General features: G+C 68.3%; 16 protein-coding genes. 13 read left to right on the top strand and 3 right to left on the bottom strand.

The features are described 5' to 3' along the window. The first annotated feature begins 94 nt into the window (after positions 1 to 94). Complete coding sequence (locus tag ACSQ3Y_RS28965; RefSeq protein ID WP_057201749.1) at positions 95 to 1,246, top strand: PilT/PilU family type 4a pilus ATPase; 1,152 nt, start codon at positions 95 to 97, stop codon at positions 1,244 to 1,246. A 34-nt stretch (positions 1,247 to 1,280) separates the two neighbouring features. Here the strand turns inward: ACSQ3Y_RS28965 and ACSQ3Y_RS28960 are convergent, their stop codons facing one another. Next, complete coding sequence (locus tag ACSQ3Y_RS28960) at positions 1,281 to 2,753, bottom strand: cryptochrome/photolyase family protein (RefSeq protein WP_436179673.1); 1,473 nt, start codon at positions 2,751 to 2,753, stop codon at positions 1,281 to 1,283. 23 nt (positions 2,754 to 2,776) lie between these two features. On the opposite strand from ACSQ3Y_RS28960, the gene ACSQ3Y_RS28955 reads away from it, so the two are divergent. The 11 genes from ACSQ3Y_RS28955 to ACSQ3Y_RS28905 all read left to right on the top strand — a co-directional run bounded on the left by ACSQ3Y_RS28955 (position 2,777) and on the right by ACSQ3Y_RS28905 (position 11,136). Then, positions 2,777 to 3,376 (top strand): YqgE/AlgH family protein, encoded by a 600-nt coding sequence (locus ACSQ3Y_RS28955; RefSeq protein WP_057201751.1) that lies wholly within the window; start codon positions 2,777 to 2,779, stop codon positions 3,374 to 3,376. Then, the gene (gene ruvX / locus ACSQ3Y_RS28950; RefSeq protein WP_305742512.1) at positions 3,373 to 3,792 is read left to right on the top strand and encodes a Holliday junction resolvase RuvX; all 420 of its coding nucleotides are present in this window, start codon (positions 3,373 to 3,375) and stop codon (positions 3,790 to 3,792) included. Before ACSQ3Y_RS28955 ends, ruvX begins: the two co-directional genes overlap by 4 nt. Beyond that, entirely contained in the window at positions 3,789 to 4,340 is a 552-nt protein-coding gene (gene pyrR / locus ACSQ3Y_RS28945) for a bifunctional pyr operon transcriptional regulator/uracil phosphoribosyltransferase PyrR (protein WP_057201753.1), read from the top strand. Before ruvX ends, pyrR begins: the two co-directional genes overlap by 4 nt. Before the next feature lie 2 nt (positions 4,341 to 4,342). Then, complete coding sequence (locus ACSQ3Y_RS28940) at positions 4,343 to 5,305, top strand: aspartate carbamoyltransferase catalytic subunit (protein ID WP_057201754.1); 963 nt, start codon at positions 4,343 to 4,345, stop codon at positions 5,303 to 5,305. Continuing rightward, positions 5,302 to 6,600: a dihydroorotase gene (locus tag ACSQ3Y_RS28935; RefSeq protein ID WP_057269011.1), complete on the top strand. Its 1,299-nt coding sequence runs from the start codon at positions 5,302 to 5,304 to the stop codon at positions 6,598 to 6,600. The genes ACSQ3Y_RS28940 and ACSQ3Y_RS28935 overlap by 4 nt, the downstream gene beginning before the upstream one ends. Before the next feature lie 37 nt (positions 6,601 to 6,637). Continuing rightward, positions 6,638 to 7,375: a lysophospholipid acyltransferase family protein gene (locus ACSQ3Y_RS28930; protein ID WP_436179672.1), complete on the top strand. Its 738-nt coding sequence runs from the start codon at positions 6,638 to 6,640 to the stop codon at positions 7,373 to 7,375. An 88-nt stretch (positions 7,376 to 7,463) separates the two neighbouring features. Continuing rightward, positions 7,464 to 7,751 (top strand): hypothetical protein, encoded by a 288-nt coding sequence (locus ACSQ3Y_RS28925; protein WP_436179671.1) that lies wholly within the window; start codon positions 7,464 to 7,466, stop codon positions 7,749 to 7,751. Positions 7,752 to 7,867: 116 nt separating this feature from the next. Beyond that, positions 7,868 to 8,491 carry a hypothetical protein gene (locus ACSQ3Y_RS28920; RefSeq protein ID WP_436179670.1) on the top strand — a complete coding sequence of 208 codons (624 nt, stop codon included), beginning with the start codon at positions 7,868 to 7,870 and terminating at the stop codon, positions 8,489 to 8,491. Between the two features lie 287 nt (positions 8,492 to 8,778). Next, positions 8,779 to 10,011: a Yip1 family protein gene (locus ACSQ3Y_RS28915; RefSeq protein WP_436179669.1), complete on the top strand. Its 1,233-nt coding sequence runs from the start codon at positions 8,779 to 8,781 to the stop codon at positions 10,009 to 10,011. Between the two features lie 119 nt (positions 10,012 to 10,130). Continuing rightward, positions 10,131 to 10,709, top strand: a complete 579-nt coding sequence (locus tag ACSQ3Y_RS28910) for a DUF4166 domain-containing protein (RefSeq protein ID WP_436179668.1) — start codon at positions 10,131 to 10,133, stop codon at positions 10,707 to 10,709. A 25-nt stretch (positions 10,710 to 10,734) separates the two neighbouring features. Next, complete coding sequence (locus tag ACSQ3Y_RS28905) at positions 10,735 to 11,136, top strand: thiol-disulfide oxidoreductase DCC family protein (RefSeq protein WP_436179667.1); 402 nt, start codon at positions 10,735 to 10,737, stop codon at positions 11,134 to 11,136. On the opposite strand, the gene ACSQ3Y_RS28900 is transcribed toward ACSQ3Y_RS28905, so the two are convergent. Both ACSQ3Y_RS28900 and ACSQ3Y_RS28895 read right to left on the bottom strand, forming a co-directional pair. Next, entirely contained in the window at positions 11,133 to 11,753 is a 621-nt protein-coding gene (locus tag ACSQ3Y_RS28900) for a DUF6272 family protein (RefSeq protein WP_436179666.1), read from the bottom strand. The two genes, ACSQ3Y_RS28905 and ACSQ3Y_RS28900, sit on opposite strands and share 4 nt — an antisense overlap. A 171-nt stretch (positions 11,754 to 11,924) precedes the next feature. Further along, complete coding sequence (locus tag ACSQ3Y_RS28895) at positions 11,925 to 13,007, bottom strand: ABC transporter ATP-binding protein (RefSeq protein WP_436179665.1); 1,083 nt, start codon at positions 13,005 to 13,007, stop codon at positions 11,925 to 11,927. A gap of 119 nt (positions 13,008 to 13,126) precedes the next feature. On the opposite strand from ACSQ3Y_RS28895, the gene ACSQ3Y_RS28890 reads away from it, so the two are divergent. After that, positions 13,127 to 14,758 carry an ABC transporter permease gene (locus ACSQ3Y_RS28890; RefSeq protein WP_057269006.1) on the top strand — a complete coding sequence of 544 codons (1,632 nt, stop codon included), beginning with the start codon at positions 13,127 to 13,129 and terminating at the stop codon, positions 14,756 to 14,758. Positions 14,759 to 14,809 lie beyond the last annotated feature (51 nt).

Here is a 14,809-nt window from a genome sequence, read left to right as displayed (position 1 = left end):
ACCACCCGACGCCTGCATCCCTCACCGGTGCAGGCGTTGGTGTTTGTGGGGACCTGCGGCTTGTTTGTGTCTGTCAGCCTGATCAGAGGTACCGATGGAGTCGACTTCACCTGCCGGCGACAGCCGGCTGCTGGCCTGCCTGGGCCTGGTGGCGCGCGAAGGCGCGTCCGACCTGTTTCTGCTCGCGGGCGCCTCGCCCACGGTCAAGCGCCAGGGGCTGTACGTTCCCATCTCGCGCCAGGTGCTGGGCGCCGACGATATCCGCATGATGGCCTACTCGGTGATGCGCAAGGCGCAGCGCGAGGAGTTCGAAGCCACCATGGAGTGCGACCTCTCGTACACCACGCCGGACGGCGAGCGCTTTCGCTTCAACATCCACATGCAGCGCGGCCAGGTCGGCATCGTGGTGCGGCATGTGGTGTCGAACATTCCGCAGCTTGACCAACTGGGTCTGCCGCCGGTGCTCAAGCAGCTGGCGTTCTTGAACGGCGGGCTGATCCTGACCGTGGGCGCGGCGGGTTCGGGCAAGACCACCACGCTGGCGGCCATGCTGGACCACCGCAACGAGCACGCCAACGGGCACATCCTCACCATCGAGGATCCCATCGAGTACCTGCACAACCACAAGAAGTCCCTGGTCACCCAGCGCGAGGTGGGGCTCGATACGCTGTCGTACGACGAGGCCCTGCGCCGCGCCATGCGCGAGGCACCCAGCGTGATCCTGATCGGTGAGATCCGCGACCGCGCCACCATGCAGCATGCGCTGCACTACGCCCAGTCGGGCCACCTGTGCGTGTCCACCCTGCATGCGCACAACGCCAGCCAGTCGGTGCAGCGCATCTTGAACTTCTTCCCCGAGACGGCCCACCAGCAACTGCTGATGGACCTGTCGCTGAGCCTGAAGGCTGTTGTCGCGCAGCGCCTGATCAAGAGCGTCAAGGGCACCCTGGTGCCCGCCACCGAGGTCATGCTGCTCACGCCCTATGTGGCCGACCTGATCCAGAAGGGCCAGGTCGACGAGCTCAAGACCGCCATCATCCGCGGCACCGAGCAGGGCATGGGCAGCTTCGACCAGTCGCTGCTGGCCCTGGTGGAGGCCGGCTCCATTACCCCGGCCGAAGCCGTGGCCAATGCCGACAACCGCACCGACGTCACCCTGCGCCTGCGCTTGGCATCGGGCAATTCACTGGCCATCGACGATGGCGGCATGCAGATGGCCGAGAAGCCGCGCGACTCGAGGTTCTGACCGCGCCGCCTCGCCCCGGGCGGCTGCAGCGCCCTCATTCCGCCGCAGTCTTCACCACGGCATACCTTTGCAGAGTGCGCTTGCGCGCCTCGTCGTGGTCCACGATGGGGTGGGGGTAGGTGCGGCCCAGCACCACCCCGGCTGCCTGCAGCTCCAGCGGCTTGGCTGCCCACGGGGCGTGCAGTGCCGCATCGGGCAGGGCGGCCAGCTGCGGCAGGTACTTGCGGATGAACTGGCCCTTGGCGTCGAACTTCTCGCTCTGGCTCACCGGGTTGAAGATGCGAAAGTAGGGCTGCGCATCGCAGCCGCTGGAGCTGGCCCACTGCCAGCCGCCGTTGTTGGCCGCCAGGTCGAAGTCGTTGAGCTGGGTGGCAAAGTAGCCCTCGCCCCAGCGCCAGTCGATGCCCAGGTCCTTCACCAGAAAGCTGGCCACCACCATGCGCAGGCGGTTGTGCATGTAACCCGTCTGGTTGATCTGGGCCATGGCCGCATCCACCAGCGGGTAGCCGGTGCGGCCCTCGCACCAGGCGGCAAAAAGTTCTTTGGCCTCGGGGCCGCTCTCCCAGCGAATAGCGTCATAGGCCGGCTTGAAGCTGTGCTCCACCACCTGCGGGTGGTGCGCCAGGATCTGGTGGTAGAAGTCGCGCCAGATCAACTCGCTGAGCCACGTTGCGGCGCCCTGGTTGCCCTGCACCATCAGCGCATGGGCCGTGCGGGCCAGCAGGCGCGGGGAGATGGTGCCAAAGCGCAGGTGCACGCTCAGGTAGCTGGGCCCCTTGACGGCCGGAAAGTTGCGTGTGTCCTCATAGCGCGCGATGCGCTGGCGAAAATCCTCGAACAGGCGCTGCGCGCCGCTGGCCCCCGCGGGCAGGGCCAGTTGCGACAGCCCTGCCGGCTCGAATCCCAGGGCCTGCAAACCGGGTACCGCCCGGCGATGTGCCTCGGGCCGGGGTGCCAGGCGGCCCGCATGGGGTTCCACGGGGTAGCTTTTCAGATAGTAGGCGTCGATCTTGCGGAGCCAGGCGTTCTTGTAGGGCGTGAACACGCTGTAGGGCTTGCCCGTCTGCGTGAGCACCTCGCTGCGCTCGAACAGCGTGTGGTCCTTGTAGGTGTGAAACGCCCGCCCGGCCGCCGCCAGCCGGGTGCGCACCCGGCTGTCGCGCGCCAGGGCCTGGGGCTCGTCGTCGTGGTTGGTGTAGACGGCATCCACCTTCAGCTCCTCGGCCAGGGCGGGCAGGGCATCGCTGGCCACCGCGTGCAGCACGATCAGCCCCCCGCTGGCATGGCCCGACAGGGTGCGCAGGTGCTCGTCCAGCTCCCCCAGCGACTCGCGGATGAACTCCACGCGCCGGTCCTTTCTGGGCAGGGGGTCGAGGATTTCCGTGTCGAAAACGAAGGCGCAGTGCACCTTCTGGCATGCGGTCAGGGCGTGGTAGAGGGCTGCGTGATCGGTCGCTCGCAGGTCGCGGCGGAACCAGACGAGTCCGGTGGAATAAGAGGGCTCCATGTTCACCGTTAAAATTGGCACATATGTCTATCGATTCTGCGCCCATCAACCTGACGCATCACTTCCTGATCGCGATGCCCGGTCTGGAGGATGAGTCTTTCGCGCGCAGTGTGGTCTACCTGTGCGAGCACAGCGAGCGTGGCGCTTTAGGGCTCATCATCAACAAGCCCACCGACATCACCCTGAAGGGCCTGTTCGACAAGGTCGACCTGTCCCTGCGCCGGGAAGACCTGCGCACCGCGCCCGTCTTCTCGGGCGGCCCGGTGCAGACCGAGCGCGGCTTCGTGCTGCACGAACCCATGCTCATGGACCGGGCCGAAACCGACGAATCGGCCTACGCCTCCACCATGACCATTCCCGGCGGCCTGGAGATGACCACCTCCAAGGACGTGCTCGAAGCCCTGTCCACTGGCGCAGGCCCGCGCCGGGTGCTCATCACCCTGGGCTATTCGTCCTGGGGCGAGGGCCAGCTTGAATCGGAACTGGGCGAAAACGCCTGGCTCACCGTGGCGGCCGACCTGTCGGTGATTTTTGACACCCCCGTGGCCGAGCGTTACGACCGCGCGCTGGCCCTGCTGGGCCTGCAGGCCTGGATGCTCTCGCCCGAGGCGGGGCACGCATGACCGGCTTGCCCGCCCAGCCGGCCGTGCCTGCGCATTTCCAGACCTTTCTAGCTTTCGATTTTGGCCTCAAGCGCACGGGCGTGGCCACCGGCAACCGCCTGCTGCGCAGCGCCAGCCCGCAAGAGACCATCAAGGCCGAGGGCGACGCCCGCTTTGTGCAGGTGGCCCAGCGCATCAAGGAGTGGCAGCCCGACGCCCTGGTGATCGGCGTGCCCTTCCACCCCGACGGTGCCAGCCACGAGAACACCGAGCGTGCCCTGAAGTTCGGGCGCCAGCTGCGCGGCCGCTTCGGCTTGCAGGTGTTCGAGGTCGACGAGCGCTACAGCACCACCGAGGCCCTGTCTGGTGGCGCCAAGGATGCCGATGCCGCCTCGGCCTGCATCATCCTGGAACAGTTTTTGAGGAATCTTCCATGACGACGACGACCCCCTCATCGGGCGCACCTGCCGCATCCGGCGGCAGCCTGGTGCTCGACGCCGAGGCCTTGTACCGCGAGCTGCTGCGCGGCGTGCGCAGCATGATGAGCCCCGGCAGCACGCGCCTGGCGGGCATCGCCTCGGGCGGCGCCTGGCTGGCCGAGCGCCTGCAGAAAGACCTGGGCCTCGAAGGCGCCCCCGGCGTGCTCTCGTCGGTGATGCACCGCGACGATTTTGCCCAGCGCGGCCTGTCGGCCGGCGCGCAGACCACACTGCCCTTTGACGTCAACGGCGCCGACATCATCGTGCTCGACGATGTGCTGTACACCGGCCGCACCATCCGCGCCGTGCTCAACGAGCTGTTCGACTACGGCCGCCCCGCCAGTGTGCGCCTGGCCGTGCTGGTCGACCGCGGCGGGCGCGAGCTGCCGGTGCATGCCGAGTTTGCCGCCGCCCGCGTGGCGCTGCCGGCCACCCAATCGCTGGCCTTGGCGCGCGACGAGCAGGGTGTCTTCCAATTCCAAGTCCATCCCGTCCAAGAGGCCTGACCGTGCTGCACAAGCGCAACCCCCAACTCAACGGCCACGGCGAACTCGTCCACCTGCTGTCCATCGAAGGCCTGCCGCGCGACATCGTCACGCACATCCTCGACACCGCCGCCAACTTCGTGAGCGTCAACGACCGCGAGGTCAAGAAGGTGCCCCTCTTGCGCGGCAAGAGCGTGTTCAACCTGTTCTTCGAGAACAGCACCCGCACACGCACCACCTTCGAGATCGCGGCCAAGCGCCTGTCGGCTGACGTGATCAACCTCGACATCGCGCGCAGTTCGGCCAGCAAGGGCGAATCGCTGCTCGACACCATCGCCAACCTCTCGGCCATGGCGGCCGATCTGTTCGTGGTGCGGCACAGCGAATCGGGTGCACCCTACCTCATCGCCCAGCACGTGGCCCCCCACGTGCACGTGATCAACGCGGGCGACGGCCGGCATGCCCACCCCACGCAGGGGCTGCTGGACATGTACACCATCCGCCATTACAAGAAGGACTTCAGCAACCTCACGGTGGCCATCGTGGGCGACGTGTTGCACTCGCGCGTGGCGCGCTCCGACATCCACGGCCTGACCACCCTGGGCTGCGCCGAAGTGCGCGTGGTGGGCCCGCGCACCCTGGTGCCGTCCGACATGTCGCAGATGGGGGTGCGCGTGTGCCACACCCTCGAAGAGGGCATCAAGGACGCAGACGTGGTCATCACCCTGCGCCTGCAGAACGAGCGCATGAGCGGCGCGCTGCTGCCATCGAGCCAGGAGTATTTCAAGAGCTTCGGCCTCACGCAGGAAAAGCTGCAGCTGGCCAAGCCCGACGCCATCGTCATGCACCCCGGCCCCATCAACCGCGGCGTGGAGATCGACTCTGCCGTGGTCGACGGCCAGCAGAGCGTGATCCTGCCGCAGGTGACCTTCGGCATTGCAGTGCGCATGGCCGTCATGTCCATCGTCGCGGGGAATGAAGCATGAAAATACTGATCCAGAACGGCCGGGTGATCGACCCCGCATCCGGTTTTGACCAGACCTGCAGCATCGCCCTGGCGGCGGGGCGCATCGTCGGCATCAACCGCGTGCCGCCCGACTTTGCGCCCAACCGCGTGATCGATGCCGCCGGCTGCTACGTGCTGCCCGGCCTGGTGGACCTGGCCGCGCGCCTGCGCGAGCCCGGCCATGAGCACGAAGGCATGCTCGAATCCGAGATGGCCGCCGCCGTGGCCGGCGGCGTGACCAGCCTGGTCTGCCCGCCCGACACCGACCCCGTGCTCGACGAGCCCGGTCTGGTGGAGATGCTCAAGTTCCGCGCCGAAAAGCTGCACCAGAGTCGCTTGTTCCCCCTGGGCGCGCTCACCCGCAATCTGGCCGGCGAGGTGCTGACCGAAATGGCCGAGCTCACCGAGTCCGGCTGCGTGGGCTTCAGCCAGGCCGAGGTGCCGCTGGCCAGCACCCAGGTCACGCAGCGTGCTCTGCAGTACGCCGCCACCTTCGGCTACACCGTGTGGCTGCGCCCGCAAGAGCTGCACCTGGGCAAGGGCGTGGCCGCCAGCGGCCCGCTGGCCACGCGCCTGGGCCTGTCGGGCGTGCCCGTGGCGGCCGAGACCATTGCCCTGCACACCATCTTCGAGCTGCAGCGCAGCACCGGCGCGCACGTGCACCTGTGCCGCATCAGCAGCGCCGCCGGCGTGGAGCTGATCCGCCGCGCCAAGGCCGATGGCCTGAAGGTCACGGCCGACGTCAGCATCAACTCGCTGCACCTCACCGACGTGGACATCGGCTTCTTCGACAGCCGCGCCCGCCTGTCGCCCCCGCTGCGCCAGCAGCGCGACCGCGACGCGCTCAGCGCCGCGCTGGCCGACGGCACCATCGACGTGCTGGTGTCCGACCACACCCCCGTGGACGAAGACGCCAAGACCCTGCCATTCGCCGAGGCCGAGCCTGGCGCCACCGGCCTTGAGCTGCTGCTGAGCCTGGCCTTCAAGTGGTCGCAAGACAGCGGCATTCCCCTGCGCCGCGCCCTCTCGGCCGTCACGGCCGACCCGGCCCGCGTGCTGGGCAGTGCCCTGGGCACGCTGCAGGCCAGCGTGGGCCAGATCGTCGAAGGCGGCGTGGGCGACCTGTGCATCTTCGACCCCGCCGCCGCGTGGACGGTGCATGGCGACGCACTGCGCAGCCAGGGCAAGCACACCCCCTTCCTTGGCTACGAGCTGCCGGGTCGTGTGCGCACCACCCTGGTCGGCGGGCAGGTCGCCTTCGACCGCGGCGGCTGAGCGGTCCGGTCGGTACCATGCTGTTCACAACCGCGCGATGAAGGCCCTGCGCGCCCTGTGGCGCCTTCTGCGCATGCTGGGCCACATCGCCAAGGGCCTGGCCATCGTGGCGCTGCGCTTTCCCGCGCTCTCGCCCGACCAGCAGCACGCCCGTGTGCAGGCCTGGTCCATGGAGCTCTTGGCCAAGATCGGCATCTCGCTGCGCCTGCAGGGCCAGCCCCCCGTCTCGGGGCCTGTCATGCTGGTGGCCAACCACATCTCCTGGCTCGACATCCCCGTGATGCACGCGGCCCGCCACTGCCGCTTCGTCTCCAAGTCCGACGTCAAGGCCTGGCCTGTCATCGGCGGCCTGGCCACCGCCGCCGGCACCCTGTACATCGAGCGCGCCTCGCGCCGCGACGCCCTGCGCATGGTGCGCACCATGCAGGAGTCGCTGGAACGCGGCGAGGTTCTCGGCGTCTTCCCCGAGGGCACCACCGGCGACGGGCGCGAGATACTGCCCTTCCACGCCAATCTCATCCAGGCCGCCATCGCCGCCAACGCCCCCGTGCAACCCGTGGGCCTGCGTTTTGTCGACCGCACCACCGGCGACCTGAGCTTCGCCCCCAGCTACATCGGCGACGAAACCCTGGTCGGCTCCATCTGGCGCACCCTGAGCGCCCCGGCCATCGAGGCCGTGGTGCACTATGGCGAGCCCGAGCTGCCTGCGGGGCGGGATCGGCGGGTGTTTACGCAGGATTTGCAGGGGGTGGTGGATCGGTTGCGGCGCAGCTAGGCAGCCGCAGCCGATTGGGCAGTTGTCCGACTTGGCGCCCAGGCGGCACGCGCGATACTGGCCTCTATCCTTGATGGAGGCAGCAGCTATGCGATTCATTCAACAGCTCAGCGTGTGGATGGTTCTGGTCTTCAGTTCCATAGCCGCCGTGGCGCAGGGCGTCAACACGCCTGCCATCGTGCCTGGACTACAGCCGGCCATTCCCCCGGCATCGTCGCAGTACCAGTCCCCGGTGCCATCGACCAGCACCACGCCGCAGCAGACCCCTGCGCCCGCGCCCAGCCAAACTCCGGCCCAGACGCCGGAGCCCCCGCCTTCCCAGTCGCCCTCCGAAACACCTCCCGAACCGGTGCCTGCACCGCCTGTGCAGGGGTGATGTAGCAGGCCGCCACCTCTGTGGGTAGTTGTCGCGGCCAGGTTTGCAACCTGGCCCTGCGCTAGTACAGTCTTAGCATGTCGCGTTTCTCTCCGCAGGCTCACCTGGAGCCTGCCTTGCCGTTGAGCGATCTCGTCCAGACCATGCACGCCCATGCGGCCCGGCTGCGCGCGTTGTACGGGCGCATCGGCGAAACCTGCGCAGAGTGTTTAGCCTCTGCGGCGGCCAACAAGCAGTGGCAAGACGCGTGCAGCGATTTTCATGATGTGTACGACGACCTGTTCTTTCCGGGTGGGGGCCTGGCGTGGGAGCAGTTCATCGATGGCAGCAGCCCGGACGTCTCGGCTGCGCTGGCGTTCCTGCAGGCCGACCCGTGGTACCACCGGTCGGGCTACCACAAGCAGGTGGTGTGGCACCGTTTCAAGCGCATCGTGCTGACCCGTGAGGAACTGCAGCAGCTGGAAGGGGTTGCCCTGGACTACCTGGGGCGGCGTGTGCGCAGGGAGTTCTGGCACATGGCCCGGTTCGTGCGGCTGCGGGGCAGTACCGACTTCTGGCAACGTGTCGAACAGATGGCGAGCGACCCGGTGCGGTCGGCGCAAGCCATAAAGGCCACGTGGCTCGTGCTGGCCGGGCAGAACAAACCGGTGTGCCGCGCCATTGCCGGGGAGGTGCGGCGTGCCAGCTACCAGCCGGGTTACCAGGCGGTGCTCGACTTGCGCAGCCTTGCGGTCCCTTGACGGAGCCTGAGTAGAGCAGCCCTGTTGACCGCCAGGCCCCAGGCGCAGCGCGCTTGGGCACCGCGACCATCTGGCCCTGCACGAAGCGGGTACCGGCGCTTTCTGCCGGACAGCCGGAGTAGCCTGCCCGCCCGAAACCGTGCATATTCCACATTTGCGGCGCCACGGGCTTTTGCACCTGCGTGTAAGTGCTCCCAATTGCCTTATCGTCCGCACCAGTTGTCAACAGGCCTGCATCCCAGTTCGGGGGCGCAGGGCTCCATTCACACTGCCGGGAGGGCACCGCCATGAACCTGATCGAACGCGTCAAGAGCATTCTTCTCAAACCCAAGGAGACCTGGGTCACCATCGAGTCTGAGCCGGTTGATGTGGCGGGGCTGTACACCCAGTACCTGATGATCCTGGCGATCATCCCTGCGGTCTGTGGTTTCATCGGCATGTCGCTGATCGGCTTTGGCGGCTTTGGCTTCACCATGCGGGTGCCCATCTTCTCGGGCCTGATCAACATGGTGGTCTCGTACGTGCTGAGCCTGGTGGGCGTGTTCGTGCTGGGCCTCATCATCGATGCGCTGGCGCCCACCTTCGGCGGGCAGAAGAATTCCATCCAGGCGCTCAAGGTCGCGGTCTACGGCAGCACGGCAGCCTTGCTGGGCGGCATCTTCAGCCTGCTGCCGGCCCTGGCCATGCTGGGCTTCGTCGCGGCGCTGTACTCCATCTACCTGGTCTACCTGGGCCTGCCGGTGCTCATGCGCAGCAACCCCGAAAAGTCCATCGCCTACACCGCCGTGGTGATCGTCGCGGGCATCGTGGTGGGGGTCATCATCGGCGCCGTGAGTTCGCTCTTCATGCCCCGTGGCGGCGCCATGTTCAGCGGTGCCGATGCCCCTGCGATCTCGGTGAACACCCCCGGCGGCAAGGTCACCATCGACACTGCGGGCCTCGAAGCCGCGAGCAAGAAGATGGAAGAGGCCGCACGCCAGATGGAAAAGGCCCAGAAGAGCCAGGACCCCGCCGCCATCGCCGCCGCCAACAGCGGTGCCGTGGCCGCAGCCGCCGGCATGATGGGTGGCGGGCAGGCCGTGGCGGCCCAGTCCCTCAAGGCCGCGCTGCCCGAGCAGTTGGGCGGCATGCCACGCACGGGCTTCGACGTGCAGGACGGCGCGGCCCTGGGCCTGCCCACCAGCCAGGCCAGCGCCTCTTACGGTAGCGGCGACAAGCGCGTGCGCATCGAGATCATCGACATCGGCGGCCTGGGCCAAATGGCGGCCCTGGCCATGGGCATGGGCCAGGGCGAGAAGGAAGACCAGAGCAGCGCCGAAAAGACCTGGCAGGAAAACGGCCGTACCCTGCACCAGAGCTACCGCAAGGACGGCAGCCGCGCCGAGTTCAAGACCGTGCTCAAGAACGGACTGGTGGTCGGCATTGAAGGCGACCGCGTGGGCGTGCAGGACCTGCGCGGCATGCTGTCGCAGGTGGACCTCAATGCCCTGGAAGGCCTGCAGCGCAAGCCAAAAGGTTGAGGCACACCCTCATGGGTATGCGCGGGCTGCGGCCCGCATTTTTGTGCCTGCTGCAATGCTCCGGGTAGACTGACCGCATGTTGGCTTTTGGCCGCCCCTCCCTGCCGACGCACCGCTCCATGACCTCCACCGCATCCCCTGCTGCCACACCCGCCACGCTGTACCAGCGCGTGATGGGAGTGGACTTTGATCGGCTGGCGTCCCCAGTGGCGCGCTTTCACCGCTTGGCGGGGGCGCAGGTGCTGCATGGACAGGTGCAGGTACAGGCACCCGCATCGCTGCTGGGCCGGGTGCTGGCCTGGGGGCTCGGGGCGCCGCAGCAGGCGGGGCAGGGCGCCATCCGCTTCGAGCTCGATGCCACGCCGGGCGCCGAGGTCTGGACACGCATCTTCCCCACGCGCACCATGCGCTCCACCCTGCGCGAGGCGCCGGGCTTTGTCGAGGAGCACATGGGTGCGGCGCGGCTGCTGTTTGGCCTCACGGCGGTCGAGGGCGGTCGGCTGGAGATGCGCCTGGTGCGCATGCGTTTTATGGGCATTCCCTGCCCGCGCTGGCTGCAGCCCGCCATCGTGGCGCGCGAGACGGGGCAGGGCGATGACCAACTGCACTTCGATGTGCAGGCCACCGTACCCTGGATCGGCCAGGTGGTGGCCTACCGGGGGCATCTGCAGGTGCCTGCCGACGCCCAGTGCGCATGATTGTCGTCTTCGACACCGCACTGCGATGATTGTCGTCTTCGACGCCAAGTGCCTGCTGTGCAATGGCTGGGTGCAGTTTTTGCTGCGCCATGACCGCGCGGGCCGCGTCCGCTTTGCCTCCATCCAGGGGCAAGAGGGCCTGCGCTTGCTGCACGAGGCGGGCCTTCAGGTCGATGGCCTGCAGACGCTGCTGGTGGTGGAGGACAAGGAAGACGGTGGCCGCACCTGGCAGCACACCGCCGCCATCCTGCGCATTCTGCACGCGCTGGGCTGGCCCTGGCGGCTGGCCTGGGTGGGCTGGCTGGTGCCGGCACCGCTGCGCGATGCGCTGTACCGGCTGGTGGCACGCAACCGGTATCGCATCTGGGGGCGGTCGGACGTCTGCATGGTGCCCGCGCCGGAGCACGCAGGGCGTTTTCTGGATTAGATTCGCGCCTTGACGTGGAAGAGGGCGGTGCGCCCTTCGGTATCGGGGCTGGGCGCAAAGCTGTATTCCAGCGGCGCACTGGCATCGCGCGCAATGGTCAGCAGGCCCAGGCCGGCGCCCTTGCTCAGCGTGTCGGTGGCGTTGTGGTCGGGGTTGCGCAGTTGCTCCCGGTAGCTTTGCTTGATCTCCTCCAGGCTCATGGCGCGCAGGGCGTCGAGCTTGTCGGTAAGCCGGGGCACGTGGGCGATGTCCACGGCGTTGCTGCAGACGATCCAGTACTGTGGTGGTCCATCGCCCTCCAGCCCGGCGGCAGGCAGGTCCTTGCCCACGCCGATGGCACCCTTGGGGGCGGGCGCTGCGGGCACATCAGCCGCTGCCGTTGTCTGCGCGTCGTCGTCGGGCGGCACCGCATAGTGCAGGATGTTGTGCGCCATCTCCACGAAGGTGGAGAACAGCTTGCGCTTGGCCGGGCCGGAGGCATCCTCGGTGGTCAGGCGCTGCTTGAGCGAGTCGGCCGCTGCGGCCACCACGGCAGGCGTGAACTCACCGGCGTAGTAGAACAGCACGCCGCAGTCCTGCGCGTTGGCCTGAAAGCGTTCGAAATCGGGGCCGTTCATGCGCCGGCTCCGGCTGGGTCCACAAGGGAAAAGGGCCGTGCCGCCTGGACGAAGGCGCCAGCGGCCAGGCGACTGGCGAGAAAAGACATGCAGGAAGAACCGGTGATGCTGCGAATTGCCACCGATTCTTGCCGCCTTGCATGACGGCGCCGTGACGCCCTTTGTGGCAGCTCAGGCGGTGCCGGCTTCTGCCTCACGGGGGAAGGTCACCACATGGTCTGCTTCGGCGCGTATGCCGATCCACTCGCCCACGGCATGGTCGTGGTGGCTGGGCACATGCGCCAGCACGCTCTGGCCGCTGGCCAGGCGCAGGGTGTACAGGAACTCCGAGCCGCGGAACGACTTGCGCACGATCTGCGCCTGCACCGGGGATGCGTCGTCGTGCACGATGTCATCGGCGCGCAGCAGCACATCGCATTCGCCGCCGGGGTAGCTGGCGGGCAGGGGGCATTCGGCCAGGTCGGTGAGCTCGCCCACCGGCGTCTGCGCCACCACGTTGTCCCCGCGCTGCACCAGGGTGGCGGGGGCGAACACGCCGTGGCCGATGAAGTCCGCCACGAAGCGCGTGGCCGGGCGGTGGTACAGGGTGTAGGCATCGTCCCACTGGTGCAGCCGGCCTTCGTGCATGACGCCGATCACGTCGCCAATGGCAAAGGCCTCCAACTGGTCGTGCGTGACGAACAGGGCCGTGGCACCCGCCGCCTTGAGGATGCCGCGCACCTCGTGCGCCAGGCGCTCGCGCAGGTCCACGTCGAGGTTCGAGAACGGCTCGTCCAGCAGCATCAGCTGCGGGCGCGGCGCCAGCGCGCGCGCCAGCGCCACGCGCTGCTGCTGCCCGCCCGATAATTCATGCGGAAAGCGCTGCTCGCTGCCTTCGAGCCCCACCAGCGCCAGCACCTCGGCCACGCGCGCCGCCTGCTCGGCGCGCGGCAGGTGGTGGATGCCGAAGGCCACGTTGCGCCCCACCGACAGGTGCGGAAACAGCGCATAGTCCTGGAACACCATGCCGATGCGCCGCTGCTCGGGCGGCACGCTCACGCTGGCGCTGCTGACCACCTTCTGCGTCAGGCTGATCTGCCCGCCCGACACGGGTTCGAGCCCGGCCACGGCGCGCAGCAGGGTCGTCTTGCCGCAGCCCGAGGGGCCGATGAGCACGCCGATATCGCCCGCGCGCAGGCCCAGGGACACGTTCTGCACCGCCGCACGGGGGCGGCCGGCATAGCGCACTTCAAGTTGGGAGACCTCTAGGAACATGGCCCCATTTTAGGTGGATGGGCTCGAATGCTTAAAATTCGCATTTGCATTTCCGAACTTCCCTGCTGCCCCGGGCGCGGGGCCGGCGTGCCCTGACCCCTTTGCCGAGCCCTTTTGCCTTGCGCCGCACACCGTTTCGCTTCCTCCACACCCTTCCCCTGGTCCTGCTCGCCGGCATCCTGGTCCTGCCCGTGCTGGCGGTGCTGGCCTCGTGGCTGCCGTTTGGGCAGACCGATGCGCTGGCTGGCCCCATCCTGCGCGAGATGGCTGCCACCGTGCTGCCCGGCTATGTGTGGACCACGCTGTGGCTGAGCGTGCTGGTGGCGCTGGGCGCGGCCATCGTGGGCACGGGGGCGGCGGCGGCCGTGACGCTGTTCGATTTCCCCGGCCGGCGCACCTTCGAGTGGCTGCTGCTGCTGCCGCTGGCCATGCCGGCCTATGTCACGGCCTATGCCTACACCGACTTCCTGCAGTTCAGCGGCCCGCTGCAGGTGGGGTTGCGCGCCACCTTCGGGCTCGAAGGCCGGCTGCTGCCCGAGGTGCGCAGCCTGGGCGGCGCGGTCTGGGTGTTCATCTTCTCGCTGTACCCCTATGTCTACCTGCTGGCGCGCACGGCGCTGGGCGAGCGCGCCGCGCACCTGATGGAGGCCGCGCGCCTGCTCGGTGCACCGCTGCCCCGGCGCATCCGCGCCGTGGCCCTGCCGCTGGCGCGCCCGGCCGTGGCCGCCGGCGTGGCCCTGGTGCTGATGGAGACGCTGGCCGACTTCGGCGTGGCCAGCTACTTCGGCATCCAGACCTTCACCACCGGCATCTACAAGGCCTGGCTGTCCATGGACAACCGGCTGGCCGCCGCACAGCTGGCCACCATGCTGCTGGTGGTGGTGATGGCCCTGCTGCACCTGGAGCAGCGGGCACAGAAGCGCATGCGCTTTGCCGGCGGCCTGGGCCGCGCCGGCTCGGCCGAGGCCCAGCCCCTGGCGCTGCGCGGCGGGCGCCGCCTGCTGGCCTGGGCCGTGTGCGGCCTGCCGGTGCTCATGGGCTTTGTCGCGCCCGTGGTCTTCATGCTGCGCCCGCTGGCGGCCGACTGGTCGGTGCTGCCCTGGACTCGTTTCATCGAGTGGGCCGGCAACAGCGTGCGCCTGGGCGCCATCACCGCCGTGCTGGCTGTCATCGTGGCGTTGGCGCTGGCCTTTGCGGTGCGCCGCAGTGCCGATGCGGTGACGCGCGGCGTGGTGCAACTGGTCAGCCTGGGCTACGCCGTGCCCGGCGCCGTCATCGTGGTCGGCCTGCTGCTGCCCGTGGGCTGGCTGCAGGCGGCCGTGCCACAGTGGGGCGTGGGTGCCTTGGTCACGGCCACGGCCGTGGGCATCGTCTGGGCCTACCTGGTGCGCTTTTGCGCCGTGGCGCTGCAGTCCATGCAAAGCGGGTACGCGCGCATTCCGCAAAGCCTGGACGACTCGGCGCGCATGCTGGGCACGGGCAGCGCCGGCCTGCTGGCGCGTGTGCACTGGCCCCTGCTCAAGCGCTCCACCGCCGCCGCCGCGCTGCTGGTCTTCGTGGACGTGATGAAAGAGCTGCCCGCCACCATGGTGCTGCGCCCCTTCAACAGCGACACCCTGGCCGTGGTGGCCTACCAGCTGGCTCGCGACGAGCGCCTGGGCGAGGCGGCGCTGCCCTCGCTGGCCCTGGTAGCGGTGGGGCTGGTGCCGGTGATATTGCTCAGCCGCACCTTGCGCTCCGCCAAGCGCTGAGCGCGGCTCAAAAAACTCTTCTGGCGTCGTTGCCGAGTCTTGTCGTACTAC

Origin of the sequence: Acidovorax sp. LjRoot66, from assembly GCF_964253305.1 — a bacterium.
In the GTDB taxonomy this organism is placed as follows: domain Bacteria; phylum Pseudomonadota; class Gammaproteobacteria; order Burkholderiales; family Burkholderiaceae_C; genus Acidovorax.
Note: the sequence above shows the minus strand (reverse complement) of the source record. Positions and strands in the feature narration are given on the sequence as shown.

Excerpts from the sequence above, each read along its gene's own strand:
- ruvX (WP_305742512.1), top strand. The coding sequence starts at position 3,373 with ATGACCGGCTTGCCCGCCCAGCCGGCCGTGCCTGCGCATTTCCAGACC.
- ACSQ3Y_RS28910 (WP_436179668.1), top strand. The coding sequence starts at position 10,131 with ATGACCTCCACCGCATCCCCTGCTGCCACACCCGCCACGCTGTACCAG.
- ACSQ3Y_RS28900 (WP_436179666.1), bottom strand. The coding sequence starts at position 11,753 with ATGAACGGCCCCGATTTCGAACGCTTTCAGGCCAACGCGCAGGACTGC.
- ACSQ3Y_RS28925 (WP_436179671.1), top strand. The coding sequence starts at position 7,464 with ATGCGATTCATTCAACAGCTCAGCGTGTGGATGGTTCTGGTCTTCAGT.
- ACSQ3Y_RS28895 (WP_436179665.1), bottom strand. The coding sequence starts at position 13,007 with ATGTTCCTAGAGGTCTCCCAACTTGAAGTGCGCTATGCCGGCCGCCCC.
- ACSQ3Y_RS28960 (WP_436179673.1), bottom strand. The coding sequence starts at position 2,753 with ATGGAGCCCTCTTATTCCACCGGACTCGTCTGGTTCCGCCGCGACCTG.
- ACSQ3Y_RS28955 (WP_057201751.1), top strand. The coding sequence starts at position 2,777 with ATGTCTATCGATTCTGCGCCCATCAACCTGACGCATCACTTCCTGATC.
- ACSQ3Y_RS28965 (WP_057201749.1), top strand. The coding sequence starts at position 95 with ATGGAGTCGACTTCACCTGCCGGCGACAGCCGGCTGCTGGCCTGCCTG.
- ACSQ3Y_RS28915 (WP_436179669.1), top strand. The coding sequence starts at position 8,779 with ATGAACCTGATCGAACGCGTCAAGAGCATTCTTCTCAAACCCAAGGAG.
- ACSQ3Y_RS28905 (WP_436179667.1), top strand. The coding sequence starts at position 10,735 with ATGATTGTCGTCTTCGACGCCAAGTGCCTGCTGTGCAATGGCTGGGTG.
- ACSQ3Y_RS28930 (WP_436179672.1), top strand. The coding sequence starts at position 6,638 with ATGAAGGCCCTGCGCGCCCTGTGGCGCCTTCTGCGCATGCTGGGCCAC.
- ACSQ3Y_RS28935 (WP_057269011.1), top strand. The coding sequence starts at position 5,302 with ATGAAAATACTGATCCAGAACGGCCGGGTGATCGACCCCGCATCCGGT.
- pyrR (WP_057201753.1), top strand. The coding sequence starts at position 3,789 with ATGACGACGACGACCCCCTCATCGGGCGCACCTGCCGCATCCGGCGGC.